General features: G+C 51.8%; 14 protein-coding genes and 1 pseudogene. 13 read left to right on the top strand and 2 right to left on the bottom strand.

What is annotated here, in order from left to right; genetic code table 11:
- Positions 1 to 21 precede the first annotated feature (21 nt).
- On the bottom strand, positions 22 to 537 hold the full coding sequence (lepB, locus tag DWX76_RS01125; RefSeq protein ID WP_243022422.1) for a signal peptidase I: 516 nt from the start codon (positions 535 to 537) through the stop codon (positions 22 to 24).
- Between the two features lie 546 nt (positions 538 to 1083).
- Between lepB and glgB the strand changes: the two genes are divergently transcribed.
- The 13 genes and pseudogenes from glgB to DWX76_RS01060 all read left to right on the top strand — a co-directional run bounded on the left by glgB (position 1084) and on the right by DWX76_RS01060 (position 15927).
- Entirely contained in the window at positions 1084 to 3606 is a 2523-nt protein-coding gene (glgB, locus tag DWX76_RS01120) for a 1,4-alpha-glucan branching protein GlgB (RefSeq protein WP_242995783.1), read from the top strand.
- 21 nt (positions 3607 to 3627) lie between these two features.
- The gene (locus tag DWX76_RS01115; protein ID WP_118569972.1) at positions 3628 to 4518 is read left to right on the top strand and encodes a mechanosensitive ion channel family protein; all 891 of its coding nucleotides are present in this window, start codon (positions 3628 to 3630) and stop codon (positions 4516 to 4518) included.
- A gap of 43 nt (positions 4519 to 4561) precedes the next feature.
- Positions 4562 to 5125, top strand: coding sequence for an HD domain-containing protein (locus DWX76_RS01110; RefSeq protein ID WP_118569971.1), 564 nt, complete (start codon positions 4562 to 4564; stop codon positions 5123 to 5125).
- Between the two features lie 146 nt (positions 5126 to 5271).
- Positions 5272 to 5951: pseudogene (gene cysE, locus DWX76_RS01105) on the top strand (serine O-acetyltransferase).
- An 82-nt stretch (positions 5952 to 6033) separates the two neighbouring features.
- The gene (locus DWX76_RS01100) at positions 6034 to 7605 is read left to right on the top strand and encodes a DUF3794 and LysM peptidoglycan-binding domain-containing protein (protein WP_118523449.1); all 1572 of its coding nucleotides are present in this window, start codon (positions 6034 to 6036) and stop codon (positions 7603 to 7605) included.
- Positions 7606 to 8072: 467 nt separating this feature from the next.
- Positions 8073 to 8345, top strand: coding sequence for a GIY-YIG nuclease family protein (locus DWX76_RS01095; RefSeq protein ID WP_118569970.1), 273 nt, complete (start codon positions 8073 to 8075; stop codon positions 8343 to 8345).
- 282 nt (positions 8346 to 8627) lie between these two features.
- Positions 8628 to 10091, top strand: a complete 1464-nt coding sequence (locus DWX76_RS01090; RefSeq protein ID WP_118569969.1) for a metallophosphoesterase — start codon at positions 8628 to 8630, stop codon at positions 10089 to 10091.
- Between the two features lie 24 nt (positions 10092 to 10115).
- On the top strand, positions 10116 to 10673 hold the full coding sequence (locus DWX76_RS01085) for an NUDIX hydrolase (protein ID WP_118569968.1): 558 nt from the start codon (positions 10116 to 10118) through the stop codon (positions 10671 to 10673).
- Positions 10674 to 10990: 317 nt separating this feature from the next.
- Positions 10991 to 12007, top strand: coding sequence for a LysR family transcriptional regulator (locus DWX76_RS01080; protein WP_118569967.1), 1017 nt, complete (start codon positions 10991 to 10993; stop codon positions 12005 to 12007).
- On the top strand, positions 12007 to 12504 hold the full coding sequence (locus DWX76_RS01075) for a pyridoxamine 5'-phosphate oxidase family protein (RefSeq protein WP_118538436.1): 498 nt from the start codon (positions 12007 to 12009) through the stop codon (positions 12502 to 12504). The genes DWX76_RS01080 and DWX76_RS01075 overlap by 1 nt, the downstream gene beginning before the upstream one ends.
- Positions 12501 to 14222: a metallophosphoesterase gene (locus DWX76_RS01070; protein WP_118569966.1), complete on the top strand. Its 1722-nt coding sequence runs from the start codon at positions 12501 to 12503 to the stop codon at positions 14220 to 14222. Before DWX76_RS01075 ends, DWX76_RS01070 begins: the two co-directional genes overlap by 4 nt.
- Positions 14185 to 15063: a radical SAM protein gene (locus tag DWX76_RS01065; protein WP_118569965.1), complete on the top strand. Its 879-nt coding sequence runs from the start codon at positions 14185 to 14187 to the stop codon at positions 15061 to 15063. Before DWX76_RS01070 ends, DWX76_RS01065 begins: the two co-directional genes overlap by 38 nt.
- A 6-nt stretch (positions 15064 to 15069) precedes the next feature.
- Entirely contained in the window at positions 15070 to 15927 is an 858-nt protein-coding gene (locus tag DWX76_RS01060; protein ID WP_022359449.1) for an EamA family transporter, read from the top strand.
- Here the strand turns inward: DWX76_RS01060 and DWX76_RS01055 are convergent.
- Entirely contained in the window at positions 15924 to 16871 is a 948-nt protein-coding gene (locus DWX76_RS01055; RefSeq protein ID WP_118471556.1) for a DNA-3-methyladenine glycosylase family protein, read from the bottom strand. The genes DWX76_RS01060 and DWX76_RS01055 overlap by 4 nt on opposite strands.
- Positions 16872 to 17174 lie beyond the last annotated feature (303 nt).

Below are 17174 nucleotides of genomic sequence, written 5' to 3'. Positions count from 1 at the left end.
CTTCCTAAAGTAAATATGGGGTTAATTCAGTTTCTGGATCTTCGGGAAATACTGGAACAGCACCTTGGCCACCAGTTTATCTCGTTTCACATATTTGTGCGTCCAGCGGCGTGCGTCGTTGGAATAGTTCCGGTTGTCGCCCAGCATGAAATAGCAGCCATCCGGCACTTCGTAGTGCTGCGGTTCTTCTGGTTCCATCGGTTCATGCAGATACGGCTCGTCGAGCGGTGTATCGGAACCATTTAAGTATACCTTGCCGTCCACGATGTCGATCGTGTCGCCCGGCATACCGATGATACGTTTGACATAGTACGTTTTGATGCCCTTCGCTTCATCATCCGGATAAATGAAAATGGCGATGTCATCCCGCTGCGGATCTCCGAATTTGTAACTTAAACGTGAGCCGATGACGCGGTCGCCAGCCATAATGGTCGTTTCCATCGAGCTGGTCGGGACTTCGCTGTTGGCGATGATGAAATGGTTGACGCAGAATGCGATAATAGCGGCGGCAACCAGAACCTGAATCCAGCTTATGATCTCGTCCTTGAGATTGAAGCCCTCCTTGCGGCTCTTGCCCTTCTTGGATTTTGCGGCATTTCCGGTACCTGAAGCGTTGTTGTTCTCTTCGGGCGTATCTTCTGAATCGTGTTCCGAAGAGTTCTGGCCTGGCTGGTTGATGCCGATTTTTCCGGCGCGGAGTTCATCGAGCATCTCATCCAGTTCCTGATCGGAACGCCCGGAGAAATTGCTTCGGGACGAAATATGGTCTCTATCTTGATCTTCCATATATATCTCCTCTCTCTGCTGTTGCTGTCTGTGTGACGTTATCTTATGGCACTTTCAGTTCCAAAGGTGTCTGCTACGGCAGTAACGTTTGTGCAACGCATGAGCAGTAATAGGCTACTGTAAATGGTAACCTTCTGACATAATAGTGTATATGAGATGCCTTGATTTATCAAGTTTTTTCACGAAATTTCGGGAAAATTCATAAATGTTTTGAAGTGTATGATTGTATTATTGGGCGCGGGATGCTAAAATGAAGCTAAAACCAAAAACCACAAAGGAACGCAAGGGGGCGTATGTATGGATAAAACATTATACGATCTGATGGACTGGGCTGGAATTGAAGAAATTGTCTATTCGGAAGCGGCAAACCCGCACCGGATGCTGGGAGCCCATATGACGCCGGAGGGAATGCTGGTACAGGCGTTTATTCCGACGGCGCGCGATATTACGGTCAAACTTTCGGCAACCGGCAAGCAATACCAGATGGAGATGGCGGACGAGACTGGCTTTTTTGCGGCGCTGATTCCGCGCAAGACTCTGGCGGATTATACCCTCCTTGTGTTTTATGATAATGGTACGTTAAGCGAGATACACGATCCGTATTCCTTTGCACCGCAGTTTACGGAATCGGATTTGAAGAAATTCGAGGCGGGCGTCCACTACAGCATTTATAATAAGATGGGCGCGCATCCGATGACGGTCAAAGGTGTGAGCGGCGTCTATTTTGCAGTCTGGGCGCCGGAAGCGATGCGCGTGAGTGTCGTCGGTGATTTCAACCTGTGGGATGGCAGACGCAGCCAGATGCGGCGGTTGGGAGATTCGGGCGTGTTTGAGATTTTTATCCCGGAGCTAAAAAAGGGCGCTGTTTATAAATATGAAATTAAGTTCAAGAACGGCGACCCGGCGTTGAAGGCGGATCCGTATGCGAACTATGCGGAACTTAGACCGAACACGGCATCCATCGTCTGGGATCTGGACGAATATAAATGGAACGATCAGGACTGGATGAAGAAACGGGCGGCGCTCGACACGAAGACGGCGCCGATGTCGATCTATGAGGTACATCTCGGTTCCTGGATGCGAAAACCGACCGAGGTGGATAAGAGAGGACGCGAGATTGTCGGATCGGAGTTTTACAATTACCGTGAGATCGCGGTCAAGCTGGCGGAATATGTGAAGGAAATGGGGTATACCCATGTGGAACTTCTGCCGGTCATGGAACATCCGTTGGATGCTTCGTGGGGTTATCAGGTGACGGGATATTACGCACCGACCAGCCGCTTCGGCACACCGGATGATTTCATGTATTTTATGGATTATCTGCACGGACAGGGAATCGGCGTTATCCTTGACTGGGTTCCGGCACATTTCCCGCGTGATGCATGGGGCATGGCGCAGTTTGACGGAAGCTGCCTCTATGAGCACAAGGATCCGAGACAGGGGGCGCATCCGCACTGGGGTACGCTGATCTACAACTACGGCAGACCGGGGGTTTCAAACTTCCTGATTGCGAATGCGATGTTCTGGGCGGACCGCTATCACGCGGACGGCATCCGGTTTGATGCGGTGGCGTCGATGCTGTATCTGGATTATGGCAAGAATCCGGGTGAATGGATTGCCAATATGTACGGCGGTCATGAGAATCTGGAGGCGGTCGAGTTTTTAAAGCATCTGAACTCTGTCTTCAGGGGACGCAAGGATGGTGCGATTCTGATTGCCGAGGAATCGACGGCATGGCCGAAGGTTACCGGCGACGTGAAGAACGGCGGTCTTGGATTTGATTATAAATGGAACATGGGCTGGATGAACGATTTCCTGGGCTATATGGAGCAGGATCCATATTTCCGGTGCCACCACTACAATGAACTGACTTTCAGCATGATTTACGCCTATAGTGAAAATTTCGTCCTCGTTTTCTCACATGACGAGGTGGTTCACGGAAAAGGTTCCCTGGTCAATAAGATGCCGGGACAGACGTTTGAGGACAAGTTTGCGAACCTGCGGGCGGCATACGGTTTTATGATGGGACATCCGGGCAAGAAACTCCTCTTCATGGGACAGGATTTCGCCCAGATGGATGAGTGGAATGAGAATGCATCGATCGAGTGGGAACTGCTGCAGTACCCGATCCACAGCCAGATGAAGGAGTATGTGAAGGAGTTAAATCACCTTTATACCAGCCATCCGGCACTCTATCAGAAAGATTATCAGACGGAGGGCTTCGAGTGGATCAACTGCATGGATGCAGCGGACAATATCATTGCATTTCTCCGGCGCGGCGCGGATGAGACACTGCTCTTTGTCTGCAATTTTGCCCCGCAGCTGCATGAGAAGCTGGCGGTCGGCGTACCGTTTAAGGGAAAATACAAAGAGATTTTCAACAGCGATGCGGAGAAATTCGGCGGAAGCGGAAAGGTCAATCCGCGTATGAAGTCCTCGAAGGCAGAGGAATGTGATGGAAAGGACAATTCCATCACGATCCAGCTGGCACCGCTTGGCATCAGTGTCTTCAGCTGCACGCCGACGGAGCCGGAGAAGAAGGAAAAACCGGCGAAGGTGAAGAAGACGACCCACAGCACTAAGAGTGTAAAAGAAAAGGCAGAAACCGATCCCCAGAGCATGATGGCGGAGGCAGCGTCGGCATTCAATGGAAAAGCCGGGGGGACAGCTGCTGCGGCAGCAGAACGCTTGGCGGGTATTTCAGATAAGCTGGCAGAGGCGAAGGCGGGGCTTTCCTCCAAGATTATCAGTCTGTCCTCGATTGCGAGACGACAGGCGGGATTGGAAGAAGGTCTGGATAAAAAGGTGGGAAAAGAGTAAGTACAGGAAGGAATGAAATAGATGGCAACAGCGGCAGAGCTGACAGGCGAGGAGATCGCGGCGGTAGCAGAGTCACTATCGGATCCGGCAAATTTGAACGTGGATACGATGGCTTCGATCATGCATCGGATTGGTCCGGGGCTTATGGCATTGGGACAGAAGGTACTGGTGGCGTTCATCATTTTCCTGATTGGGCGGAAGATCATCTCGATGATCGAGAAGATGCTGTCCCGCTCGATGGAGCATGCCGGTATGGATGTGGGCGTGACCCGTTTCCTGCGGGCTCTGACCCAGTTTGTGATGAATGTATTCCTGCTTTTTATGATTGCAGGGCAGCTTGGCATGGACAGCGCCTCGATTGTGGCGGTTCTTGGCGCGGCAGGTCTTGCGCTGAGTTTGGCGCTCCAGCAGAGTCTTGGAAACTTTGCGGGCGGACTCTTGATTTTAATTATGAAACCGTTCCGGGTGGGTGATTATATCATTTCCCCGTCCGGGGAAGGAAGGGTTTCGATGGTCGGGCTGGTTTACACGACTATCCTGACAACCGATAATAAAGCAATTACCATCCCGAATGGCACCCTTTCAAACTCAACCGTGACCAATGTGACGGCGATGGACAAGCGGATGCTGGAGCTCAAGGTCGGTATTGCCTATGAGGCGGATATCCGGACGGCAAAGGCGGTGTTAGAGCGCGTTTACCGGGAACATCCGATGGTGAAGAAGGACGAGGACATCAAGGTATTTGTGGACAGCCTGGGCGACAGCAGCGTGGTGCTTGGCATCCGGGGCTGGGTAGAGACGTCCGATTACTGGCAGACGAGATGGGACATTCTGGAACGGATCAAGCTGTCATTTGACGAGGCGGGCATCGAAATTCCATACAACAAGATGGATGTACATTTAAAACAGTAGCAATCGTTTAAACAGTATAAGCAATATAGACAGAGGAACAACCATGATTGACAGAGCGGCAAAATTTGCAGAACAGGCGCATAAGGGCGCACACCGGAAGGGAACCAGAATTCCGTATATCGTTCATCCGCTGGAGACGGCGCTGATTGCGTCGATGCTGACGAACGATGAGGAGATACTGGCAGCGGCACTTCTGCATGATACGATCGAGGACACGGATGTGACCTACGAGGATTTGAAACAGGAGTTTGGCACCCGGGTTGCAGATCTGGTCTTGGCGGAGAGCGAGGATAAGTCCAAAACCTGGATTGAGCGCAAGGGGCACACGCTGGAACATTTGAAAACAGCGAGTCCGGCGGAGAAGATCCTGACGATGGCGGACAAGCTGAGCAATATCCGCAGCATGGCGCGTGACTATCTGTTGGTCGGGGAGGAGCTCTGGCAGCGGTTTAATATGAAGGACAGAGAGAAACAGGCGTGGTATTACACGTCGATGATAGACCTTTTGAAGGACTTGAATGAGACACCGGAATATCAGGAATATGTGCGTCTCTGCGGCAAGGTATTTGGCGGGATCGCAGGGTGTTGTAGTTTACAAAATATATGAACGGCAGCATAAAAACAACATAGGATGACAATGAGAAACTGCAGCAGCCAGTCAGAAAGAATGGCTGTCGGAGAAGAGAAGGACGATAGGTTCTGGGATTTTGCGGAAACGGAAAGGTCATTCAGTTCAGTAAAAGGGGAAGAGACATGATTTTAAAAGATATTTGGATGGATGTAAAAGCGGTTCAGGAGCGAGATCCGGCTGCGAGAAATGCATTGGAGGTACTACTTTTATATCAGGGCGTACATGCCTGATCTGGCACCGGGTGGCGCACTGGTTTTATGAGCACCATATGTTTTTCATTGCGCGCCTGATTTCACAGGTGGCACGTTTCTTTACATTGATTGAGATTCATCCGGGTGCGCAGCTCGGACACGGTATTCTGATTGACCACGGCTGCGGCGTTGTCATCGGTGAGACGGCGGTGGTTGGCGACAACTGTACGATTTATCAGGGTGTGACGTTGGGCGGTGTCGGAACACAGAAGGGTAAACGTCATCCGACGCTGGGAAATAATGTGACGGTCGGTTCCGGCGCAAAGATTCTCGGTTCTTTCGAGGTCGGTGATAACTGTTCCGTAGCGGCAAATGCGGTTCTGCTCCGCCCGCTCGAGGAAAATACCACGGCTGTCGGCATTCCGGCGCGTCCGGTCAAGAAGGACGGCGTGGCGCTGCCAAAGAAGCAGAAGATGATCATCGGCGAGGACGATCAGCGTATTTTAGAGCAGATCGACGCGCTCCGGAAAGAGCTTCAGGAACTTAGAGAAGAGTCGGCAAACCTGCGGAAGGAACTGGAAGCAGTGCGGGCAGGACAGGAGAAAGCCTGACATAAAATTATTCATAACGCCCCTTTCGGCTGCATAAATTTCTTTGAGAGAAATGCGTGCGGTTTGGAAAGGGGCGTTTTTTATGATAGAGCTGATCAAAAAAGAGATACATATGAACCGGCAGAGGGGGACGGCGGTGTCGCAGCTGACGCTGGATGATGATTTTATTGTGCCGGATGCGCTGGATGATGCGGTGCAGATACTGCTGTCAGACGGGGAGGTTCAGATAGAAAATTCACGGATTCAGGGAGAAAAGGTGCTGATCCGGGGAAAGCTTGTGTTCCGGGTGCTGTACCGCCGGGAGTCGGGCGGGCTGCAGGCGATGGGCGGGGAGATCCCATTTGAGGAAACGGTCAATGTGCCGGAGCTTTCGGAGCGCGACTATACGCAGATCGTATGGAATATCGAAGATTTGAATATTACCATGATTCATTCGCGCAAGCTGAGCGCCAAAGCGGTGCTGACGCTTACGGTGCGGGCGGAAAGCCGCGTCGATGTGCAGGCTGCCGCGGATGTCGAGACGGATGATGCGGGGCTGCAAGTCCTGAAGAGAAGCGTTCCGGCAGCGACGCTTGCAGTGCGGCGCAAAGATATCTACCGGGTCCGGGAGGAAGTAAGCGTATCGGCAAATAAGCCGAATATTGAGACGATTCTCTGGCAGGAGATGCGTCTTCGGGATGTTTCGGTGCGCCCGTTGGATGGAAAACTGCATCTGGACGGTGAATTGTCGGTGTTCCTGATTTACAGCGGCGAGGGCGAGCACACGCCGGTTCAGTGGTTGGAGGAGAGTATTCCGTTTTCCGGTGAAGTGGAACTCTCGGAGGCGGTGGAGGAGATGATCCCGGCGGTCGGGGTCCGGATTCTTCATGCAGAGGCGGGCAAAAAGCCGGACAGCGATGGGGAGATGCGCGAAGTGGAAGTGGAGGCGGTGCTGGAGCTGGACATCCGCCTTTATAAAGAAGAATCAGTGGAACTTTTAAGCGATCTCTATTCGACCGGCTGCGAGGTCGTGAGCGAGCAGGGGGAGGTGTGCTTTGACCGGCTTTTGACGCGCAACAGCTGCAAAATGCGGGTGGGCGGAAGTGTTTCTTTTCAGAAACCGGAGCGAATTCTGCAGATTTGCCACAGCAGTGGGATTGTCCGGCTGGATGAGAGCCGCCCGTCAGAAAACGGTCTGGCGATCGAGGGAGTGCTGGAAGTCAGTCTCCTGTATCTGACGGATGATGACGCGGCGCCGGTCGGGGCAATTTCTGAGGTTCTGCCATTTTCCGGCACGGTCGAGGCGGAGGGGATCCGGGAAGACTGCGTCTGGCAGTTGAATCTGGGGCTGGAACAGCTCGGCGCGGTGATGCTGGGCGGCGGTGAGGCGGAGGTCAAGGCGCAGCTCACGGTGGAACTGCTTGTATTCCAGCCGATGCAGGAAGAGGTGGTTACATCCGTGCAGACACAGCCGTTCGATTTAAAGCGCTGGGAGCAGCAGCCAGGGATTGTGGGTTATATTGTGCAGCCGGGGGATTCTCTGTGGAAAATTGCAAAAAAATTCCACACGACGGTGGATCAGGTGCGGGAAATGAATGAAATCGACGGGGAGGAAGCCGGTGCAGGGGCGCGGCTGCTTCTGATCAAAGAGGTAACGGCGGGTAACTGTTCATAGGTAGGAATTTTAGAGAGAAAAAATCGTTTCTGTTCACGGGTGGGCACTTTTGGGACCGAAAGTGCCGTAAGAAAACGTGGTGGCAGCAGGAATTTGCCGTATTGAAATTCGAAGCCACGGCAAATTCCGTTACTGGACACGTATGCGTGTACAGTAACAAAAAATCCAGCCGGAATGGTTGCATTTGGGGGAAAACTTTATATACTATTATTGTAACGGTTCAATATCTTTACAGTTACAAGCAAAAATCCATGCAGATTTGACTTTGACAAAGGATTTTTGCCTTGTAAGCCAGGAAAACGCATCCGGCCGGTGCTTGATGATAGATCCGGGGAAGGAATTTCCCGAACCGGGCGGTGCCCGTGCATTGCAAGGCGCGGCGCCGTTTACATAGGGCGTCCGGATGCGTTTTCCTGTGTACTGAGAAATTTTTGTCGGGAGTGCGAACCATAAAGGCAGGATGAGGCATGAATTATACATATCTTTTGCGCTGCGCGGACGGAACCTTGTACTGCGGGTGGACGAACCATCTGGCAGCGCGGGTGGCGGCGCACAATGCCGGGAAAGGTGCAAAATACACGAAAACCCGCCGTCCGGTAGTGCTGGCATACTATGAAGAATATGCGACGCGCAGCGAGGCGATGCGCCGGGAGGCAGCGATCAAGAAATTGACCAAAAAGGAAAAAGAGGCGATGGCAGCGCTGGGACGGACGGAGCTTTCGGTGGATGACGAGACGTAGATATATCGCGCCGGAGCAGATTATGTACGAAGAATTGGTACAAACAATAGCGGTAAAGGCAAGAAACAGCAGTAGAAATTGGTAACTGTTCAGTAGGTCTGCACATTTACTGTGCTGACCGTACGAAAACATGGGCCAGCAGGCAAAAATCCCATTGCCGTAGGCAATTTTTAATGGATTTTTGCGCGTGACTGTGAAGGTACTGAACAGTTACAGAAATTGAAAGATGGAGAGAAAACAGGAGCGGATAGGTACAGTGAGAAAAGGTAGAAGAAACAAAGGATGTATAGTGATGGCAACAGTCCTTCTGGCAGCGCTGCTTGGCGGCTGTTCGTTCTATCGAAGGAGGCAGACGCGACGGAGGTTTCCAGCGAGGCGGAAACGGAAAGTCCGGGTGCCACACAGGAGTCGGAGACTGAGACAACTGAGACAGAGGAGACACAGGAGAGCCATGAGGCTGCCGAAGACGAAGAAAGCGGGGAAGAGGAAACCGAGGACCATTTCGTGGAAAAGAAGATCGTGGTGGCAACGGATATGCACTATTTTGCCGAGAAACTGGCAGGAAACCGCTGTGATTCCTTTGTCGGAATGGCGAGGGGCGGAGACGGGCGCGTGCTGGAGTACGGCTGGGAGGTCATGGACGCCTTTCTCGATGATATGAAGGAGGAAGATCCGGACCTTCTGATTCTGAGCGGAGATCTGACGCTGGACGGAGAGAAAGCGAGCCATGAGGAACTGGCAGAACTTCTGGAAGGACTCAGCGAGGCGGGAATTGAGGTCGCGGTTATACCGGGAAACCACGATATCAATAACCCGGATGCCCGCCGCTATACGGCGGATGGAGCGGAAAAGGTGGAGTCCATCACAGCGGACGAGTTCCGGGATATCTATGCGGATTTTGGCTATGTAGCGGCGGACAGCCGGGATCCGGCATCGCTGAGTTATCTTTATAAGATAGACAGTGCAAACTGGTTGCTGATGCTGGATTCCTGTCAGTATGAACCGAAAAATGAGGTCGGCGGCATGATCCGCCGGGAAACGTATGAGTGGATGGAGCCGATTCTGGAAGAGGCGGAGCGGGAAGGCGCCCGCGTGATATCCGTCAGCCATCATAACCTGCTGGATGAGAGCGGAGTGAGCCGGGCCTTTTATGACAACTGTACGATCGAGCACAACGAGGAACTGGTGCGGATGCTGTCGGATCATGGCGTGCGCCTGCACTTGAGCGGACATCTGCATATCCAGCATTATAAGGAAGACGAGGACACGGGCATCTATGAGATTGTGACGGGTTCCATGGTGATGGCTCCGTGCCATTACGGGATTGTCCGCATCTGGAACGACGGGACCTACCAGTATGATGCGAAATCAGTCGATGTGGACGGCTGGGCGATACGCCACTCGTACCATAACCGTGATCTGGCAGATTTTACGGCTTATTCGGAGTCGATCCTGCGTCGGGCGGCAATCCGCGATGCAATTCGGGATCTGAATCGCCATATTGAGGATCGCCATGCATTTTTTACGGACGAGAAGAAACGGGAAATGGCTTCGTACTACGCGGATCTGTGCGTGAATTATTATGAAGGACGGATGTATCAGATCGAGGAAGCCGCAAAGGAAAATCCGGTGCTGGAAGATTGGAACAAGATCGGCTATGTCAGCGAACTGAGCGATTTTCTGCAGAATATCCTGGAGGACGAGGCGAAGGACTACGGGCATCTGAAGATTCCGAGCGTACATTAAATAAAAATGGAGGTACCAGGAGGCATGGGAGAGACAAAAAAACAGCGTTCGCCGCTGACAACGCTCTGCTACATTGAAAAAGACGATTCATATCTGATGCTGCACCGCATCAAGAAGAAACAGGATGTGAATGAAGGAAAATGGATTGGCGTCGGCGGACATTTTGAGGAGAATGAAAGCCCGGAGGACTGCCTGCTGCGCGAAGTGAAGGAGGAGACAGGGCTGACTCTGACTTCCTGGCGCTTCCGTGGAATCGTGACGTTTATCGCGAAAGGCTGGCCGACGGAATATATGTGTCTGTACACGGCGGATGGATTTGAGGGAACGCTTCGCGAATGTGACGAGGGCGAGCTTGCCTGGGTGGCGAAAAAGGATGTGCCGGCTCTGCGGCTCTGGGACGGCGATCGGATCTTTTTGAAGCTTCTGATTGAAAGGGATACGTTTTTTTCATTGAAATTGTCATATGATGGGGACGAGCTGATAGAGCTGAGCTGGACGGGGGAAAAATTACATACAAATAAGCACGCAACTGCGGGTTGGTTGGGGAACGAGGGTTCTGCAGTGCGTGCTCATGAGGAATAATCAATATATGGGAACCGATTTTGGGGAAAATCGGGGTGGTTGGCTATGCCAGAAAGATAAGAAGATGAATTATTTTCTCTTGTTCCTTATCTTTAACTTGATTATATATCATTCATCGTATATAATCAAATATAAATAAGAAAATAATTATTATAAATTTTTTGTTATAGAATCATAAGTGGACAAAAGTGCCGGAAACCCTGTAGATAAAGGGGAAAGAATGGAACGGAATGAGAATGTTCACGGGCGGGAAGTTTCGGGATGAAATATCCCGCAGGATGCAGCGATGAGAAAAAGCAGGGTACATAGGAGGAAACATGTTCGACGGAAAAGAGTATGTATACGCGGTCTACGAGGAAAAGAGTTTTTCGAAGGCGGCGCAGAAACTGTATATTACGCAGCCGGCGTTAAGCACGGCGATCAAGAAGGTGGAGAAAAAGATAGGAACTCCGATTTTTGACCGGAGCACCTCTCCGATCGGACTGACGCCGGGCGGTGAAGTTTATATCGACGCGATCGAAAAGCTGTTTGCGCTGGAACAGAACACGCTCAATCAACTGAATAACTTAAATGGGCTTCTGGCGGGCAAGCTGTCGGTTGGCGGAACGATCTTTTTTACCTCGTTTGTACTTCCGGGCGTGTTGAGCGAGTTTTCCCATCGGTATCCGCAGATCAAGATTGATCTGCAGGAGGGCACGACCACACAGCTGACCGATAAGCTGGTTGCCGAGGAACTGGATCTTCTGATCGATAACTCGGAACTGGATGACAAAAATTATGAAAAGTATTATTATAGCACGGAGAGAATTATTCTGGCTGTTCCGAAGAGTTTTTCGATCAATGAGGAGCTGACCCAGTATCAGCTTACCGCGGAAGATATCCGGGCAGGACGCCACAGTCAGGCGGAGTTCCCGGTACTGCCGCTGCCGCTCTTAAAGAGTACTCCGTTTATCTTCGTCAAAGAGGAAAACAGCATTTACAAGCGCAGCATGAAGATGTGCAGCCGCCAGAATTATTCGCCGAATATTATCATGAAACCGGACCAGGTTGTCTCTGCGTTCAACATGGCAGGACGGGGCGTGGGCGCGACCTTCATCCCGGATGGCCTGATCGTCAATCTTCCATATGAAGTGCCGCTGTGCTTTTACAAGATGAATGAAGAGCTGGCGGTCCGTTACGTTTATTTGTACAAGAAGAGAAATAAGTACCTCACGAAAGCAATGGAGGAGTTTATCCGCGTGGCAGTCGGCGACGAGGCGTTCCAGAAGGTACGGGAGCAACGGGAGAAAGAGAATCAGGAGAAGAAAGGTTCGGATAAGAAGGGGGATAAATAATGCGAAGAGGAGAACGTGCGATTGAGTCGAAAGACGGGCAGAAAGCCATTTTGGAACACTGCCGGGTGTGTAGTCTCGCCTTTTCCGGGGATGAATACCCGTATGTGATCCCGTTAAATTATGGTTTTGTGTGGAACGAAGACCAGGAGACGCCGGTGCTGTATTTCCACGGCGCTCCGGTGGGAACGAAGATTGAGCATATGGAGCGCGACAACCGGGTGGCATTCTGTGTGCAGAATGAAAAAGAGATAAAGATTCTGGAACCGGCATGCAGAAGCACGATGATTTATGAGAGTGTCTGCGGCACTGGACGGTTATCCCGTGTAGCTGATCCTGGGGAGAAAGGAGAGGCACTGACACGGATCATGCAGCAGTATGACCCGGAGGGCGGACCGTATGAGTTTGCTCCGGAGGTGGCGGCGAGAACCACCGTCCTCTGCCTGCGTGTGGAAACTCTGACAGGTAAGAGCAATGCGCCGAAACCGGAGCAGGCATGAAACAGTTAAGACAGATATCAATTCTGGTGCGGGGGGCACAGCTTCTGCTGCTGGTCCTCGCACTTTTTCTGGTTGTATGGCTGGTGCCGGATGCAGGGAAAAAGCATGCATCCGGGACGGAAGCTTCGGAAGCTGAGACAGATGGCGGCGATGTGGCGGAGAATGAAAAAAATGGAGCCGCCGGGAATCTGAAGGAGGATGAATCATCCGCCGGGGAAGTGATACAGGATGATGCAGATGAGAACGCTTCGGATGGAGAAACGGCTTTAAAGCGCCGGACTTCCCGGAAACAGCTGTATAAAAGAGAAAAAGAGCCCCAGAAGGCACAGGAAGAGACAGTTTATATGCCGCCGACCATCTGGCTGGCGACGGATCTTCACTATCAGTCCCCGCAGATGACAGATTTCCAGTCGGCGTTTGATACCTATACGATGGGAAATGATGGGACGATCGTGCCGTATCTGGATGAGATCACGGAGGCATTTCTGGAGGAAGTGCGGACGGCGCATCCATCGGCACTGGTTTTGAGCGGAGATCTCTCCCAGAATGGTGAGAAAGCAAACCATGAAGCGCTTGCAGAGAAGCTAGAGCGGGTGCAGGCAGCGGGAATTCCGGTGCTGGTGATTCCGGGCAACCATGATATCAACCACCCGTGGGCGGCAACGTATTTTGATGATCAGGTATCTCCGGCAGAGGGAACAAGTTCGGAAGAGTTTTACCAGATTTACCATAAGTTTGGCTATGATCAGGCGGTGTCCCGGGCTTCGGATTCGCTGAGTTATGTTTACCGCCTGGATGAAAAATATTGGCTGATGATGCTGGACAGCTGCATGTGTGAACCGGTCCATGAGACGGGCGGAAAGCTAAGCGAAGAGACGGTTGCGTGGATGAAAACACAGCTGGAGGAGGCGAAAAAACAGGGTGTGACGGTCATTCCGGTTTCACACCACAATCTGCTGGATGAGAGTACACTCTATCCGGAGGAATGCACGATTGAAAATACGAAAGAAGTGACCGCGCTTCTGGAAGCATATGGAGTTCCGGTGTATTTGAGCGGGCATCTGCATTTGCAGAGAATCAAGAAGCATACGTCAAATCTGAACACACCGGGCGGATATGGAATCCGGGAGATAGTGACTTCTCCGCTTCCGATGGCGCCGTGCCAGTACAGTATCCTAAACTGGCAGGCGGATGGCAGTCTGTCCTACCATACAAAAAAGGTAGACATAGCAGGCTGGGCGCAGCGCTACGGGGAAGAAGACGAGAATCTTCTCAATTTTGATGCTTATGCGGATCAGTTTCTGGTAGATGTGATTTCGAAACAGGCGTTTAAGGCGCTGCAGTCGGCATCAAAGGATATCAAAGAAGAGATGGCAAGGCTCTATGCCGATATGAACCGTGATTATTGTTCGGGCACGAAGATTGATGTGGCAAAGATCAGAAAAAGCGAGGCATATCAGTACTGGATCCGTTATAGCGGCAATGATTTCTGGCTGGCAAGGCTGCAGGCGATCCTGCACGATGCCCGGACGGACAACACGGTGCTGGAGCTGAAAGCGGGTGTGGATTTCCCGTTGCCGGGGGAGACGATAGAAAACCCGGAGAATGCAGAAAATGAGGAAACTGCCGGAGCAGATGCGGGCAGTCCGGCAGAGGAGATACAGAAAAAGGAGGAATCATATGGACTACGAGGGAATTGTATACAGACCGCCGAGTGAGGCGCGCAGCCTGATCATTCAGGTGACGATCGGATGTGCACACAACACCTGCGGCTTTTGCAATATGTATAAAGAAAAGAAGTTCCGGATCCGGAGCCTGACAGAGATTCTGGCAGATTTGACGGAGGTTTCGCACAATCCGTATGCGCCGTATATCGATAAGGTATTTTTGGCGGACGGCGATGCGCTGGTTATGAAAACAGAGGATCTTCTGGTGATTCTGGATGCGATCCACCGCCTGTATCCGGGCGTGAAGCGGGTGGCTTCCTACGGAACGGCACAGGATATTTTGCGAAAATCGGAAGAAGAGCTGATCCGCCTGCGCAAGGCGGGACTCGGAATCGTCTATGTGGGTGCGGAATCCGGCGACAATGAGATTTTAAAATATATCAATAAAGGCGTGACGGCGGAACAGACCATTGAGGCAGGACAAAAATTGAAACGCTGCGGCATCGCGACCTCAGTGACGCTGATTTCGGGGCTTGGCGGACGCAGCAAGGTGGAGGAACATGCCTTGTCCTGTGCGAAGCTCATCACGGCGATGAACCCGGAGTACGCATCCTTCCTGACGCTGCGCCTGTACGAGGGCACGCCGATGTATGCAGATGTCGTGGAAGGGCGGTTCCAGCGGATAACCCCGGATGAAATTGTGGATGAAATGGAAATTTTCCTGAAAAATGTGGATTCTCCGGGCACAGTATTCCGGACGAACCATGCGTCGAACTACGTGATTCTGGCGGGAACCTTAAACGGGGATATTCCGGCCATGCTTAAAAAACTGGAGGAGGCAAAGAGAACGCATCATTACCGGAAATTCCGGGAGACCGGCGATCTCTTATAAGTAGATATGATTTATCTGATTTTTGCGATTCTTTTCAGCGCGTCCCTGGCGCTGGCGCTGCGGATCAGTGAGACGTTCAGCGATAACCGATATGGGATTTTGGTTGGAAATTATGTGACCTGCCTGGTGGTGGCGTTTGTTCTGCTTCCAGATAAAAATATCTTTGCGGCAGGCAGCCGGACGGCGGTTCTTACGGGAATCGTGAATGGATTTTTGTTTACAGGAAATCTGGTTCTAATGCAGAAATGCATCCGTGAAAATGGGGCAGTTCTGTCGTCGGCATTTGCGAAGCTTGGTATCGTGATTCCGGTCACGGCGAGTATCCTGTTTTTAGGTGAGATCCCAACGCTGTTCCAGCTGGTGGGGATCGTGCTGGTTATTGTGGCGATCTGGGTCATCAACAGCGAGGGGGACCGCGGCTGCGGACGCAGACGGAGGATGGGTTCGGCGGGACTTCTGCTCGTTTTATTTGTCGTCAGCGGTATGGCAGACGGGATGTCCAAGGTAACGGAGAGGATCGGCGAGAGGCGGTTTGATGCGCTGTTTCTGTTCTATACGTTCCTGACCGCACTGGTTCTGACTGTGGTTCTGGCATTTCTCGAGCAGCAGAGAACCCGCCGCAAGATTGGAAAGATGGACTTTTTGAGTGGTGTGGCAGTCGGATTTCCAAACTATTTTTCAACCTCGCTGCTGCTGGCGAGTGTGTCGAGACTGCCGGCGTTTATCGTGTATCCGAGCTTTAGTGTCGGTACGATCCTGGTGGTCAGTTTTGTGAGCGTGCTGGTGCTCGGGGATCCAATCAGCCGGAGACAGATTGGGGGATGCGGGATTATTTTGGTGGCGTTGGCGCTGCTGAATCTTTAGAATTTTCCGTTTCGGATGCTGCGCTCATAATAAAAGATATACTGCTGCATTACCCCTGCGTATCCTTTATAGCTTCCAAAAAAATCCTGGATAATAGTAGTGTACAGGCGGCTTTTTGGAAGGCGGCGGTAGCGGATGGGGTGCTTGGGAAGGTATTCTTTGGTCAGGATCTGTTCGATCCAGGTATCGACGGGGAAGGCGTCGATGTGGTGGAGTCCGAAGAGGCAGACGCAGTTGGCGACCTTGGGACCGATGCCATAGAGGCTGGTAAGTGCGGTCATGGCTTCGTCCGGCGGCAGGGCTGCGAGGGATTCTAAGGATACGGTTCCGGCGAGGACATCCTGGATGAGGCGGTGGATGTATTTGGCGCGGTAGCCGAGTTTTAAGGCTAATAGGTCGTCCAGGCTGGCAGATGCCAGTTCTTCGGGCGAGGGAAAAGAATAGTAGGTGCGGATAGAACCGTCGGACAGGGCGGCGGTTCTCTTCGCACCGTATTTTTTTGCCAGGGTCTCGACGGCTTCGCGGATCTTTGGGATGGTTTTCTGCTGGGAGATCAGGAAGGTGATCATCATTTCCCAGAGATCCTGACGGAGAATCCGGATGCCGGAACCGGCGTCTGCCGCCGCCGCGAGGTAGGCATCGTCTGCGCGGATGGAGGCGATGAAAGAGCCGTAATCGGTGCCGAGATCGAAGTATTGTTTCCAAAAAGGAAGCGCTTCGTCCGGGCAGTCGAAGAAGAAACCGTCCGGCGTCCCGGAAATTTCCAGATAGTGCGTCCCGCTGATGAGTGACCAGATCCCCGGTTTTTCCGGAACCGGAAGCATACGGAAACATTGACCGGAGGCGGCGATCTGTGCGAGGTTCAGGTTCAGGCAGGAGATGATGTGGGAGTTGGGAAAATTGTGCTTTTCGATTGCAGGCAGGTTTGTTGTATGTGTGTTCATGGCAGGGCATCCTCTTTTTTTTAAATATTTTTTGCTTATATCAATGGAATATCAAGTTATAAAACCTTGAATCATAAAGTATCAAATCATGTAATTCTTATGAGACGTATCATAGCATAGAAGACCTTTGACTGCAAACGGTTACCTTTTATCAGAAAGAGAATTGCATCAGAGCGTAAAAAAATCTTGCGAAAGACGCGCTACTTAGGTATGATGTATATATGTGCGCACTCGCGCGAAGAGGAATCATGTCGCAAGCAACCGCGCTCGGCGCGAGAATGTGCCAGAGCACATGCTTTGTTC

Origin of the sequence: Clostridium sp. AF21-20LB, assembly GCF_003478795.1 — a bacterium.
Classification (GTDB): Bacteria; Bacillota; Clostridia; order Lachnospirales; family Lachnospiraceae; genus Otoolea; species Otoolea fessa.
The sequence above is the reverse complement of the archived record's forward strand: the minus strand, read 5'-3'. Positions and strand labels throughout refer to the sequence as shown.

Bases quoted from the DNA above. Each gene is read 5' to 3' on its own strand.
- DWX76_RS01065 (WP_118569965.1), top strand. From the start codon at position 14,185: ATGGACTACGAGGGAATTGTATACAGACCGCCGAGTGAGGCGCGCAGC.
- DWX76_RS01090 (WP_118569969.1), top strand. From the start codon at position 8,628: ATGTATAGTGATGGCAACAGTCCTTCTGGCAGCGCTGCTTGGCGGCTG.
- DWX76_RS01080 (WP_118569967.1), top strand. From the start codon at position 10,991: ATGTTCGACGGAAAAGAGTATGTATACGCGGTCTACGAGGAAAAGAGT.
- DWX76_RS01070 (WP_118569966.1), top strand. From the start codon at position 12,501: ATGAAACAGTTAAGACAGATATCAATTCTGGTGCGGGGGGCACAGCTT.
- glgB (WP_242995783.1), top strand. From the start codon at position 1,084: ATGGATAAAACATTATACGATCTGATGGACTGGGCTGGAATTGAAGAA.
- DWX76_RS01095 (WP_118569970.1), top strand. From the start codon at position 8,073: ATGAATTATACATATCTTTTGCGCTGCGCGGACGGAACCTTGTACTGC.
- DWX76_RS01055 (WP_118471556.1), bottom strand. From the start codon at position 16,871: ATGAACACACATACAACAAACCTGCCTGCAATCGAAAAGCACAATTTT.
- DWX76_RS01110 (WP_118569971.1), top strand. From the start codon at position 4,562: ATGATTGACAGAGCGGCAAAATTTGCAGAACAGGCGCATAAGGGCGCA.
- DWX76_RS01060 (WP_022359449.1), top strand. From the start codon at position 15,070: ATGATTTATCTGATTTTTGCGATTCTTTTCAGCGCGTCCCTGGCGCTG.
- DWX76_RS01075 (WP_118538436.1), top strand. From the start codon at position 12,007: ATGCGAAGAGGAGAACGTGCGATTGAGTCGAAAGACGGGCAGAAAGCC.
- DWX76_RS01115 (WP_118569972.1), top strand. From the start codon at position 3,628: ATGGCAACAGCGGCAGAGCTGACAGGCGAGGAGATCGCGGCGGTAGCA.
- DWX76_RS01085 (WP_118569968.1), top strand. From the start codon at position 10,116: ATGGGAGAGACAAAAAAACAGCGTTCGCCGCTGACAACGCTCTGCTAC.
- DWX76_RS01100 (WP_118523449.1), top strand. From the start codon at position 6,034: ATGATAGAGCTGATCAAAAAAGAGATACATATGAACCGGCAGAGGGGG.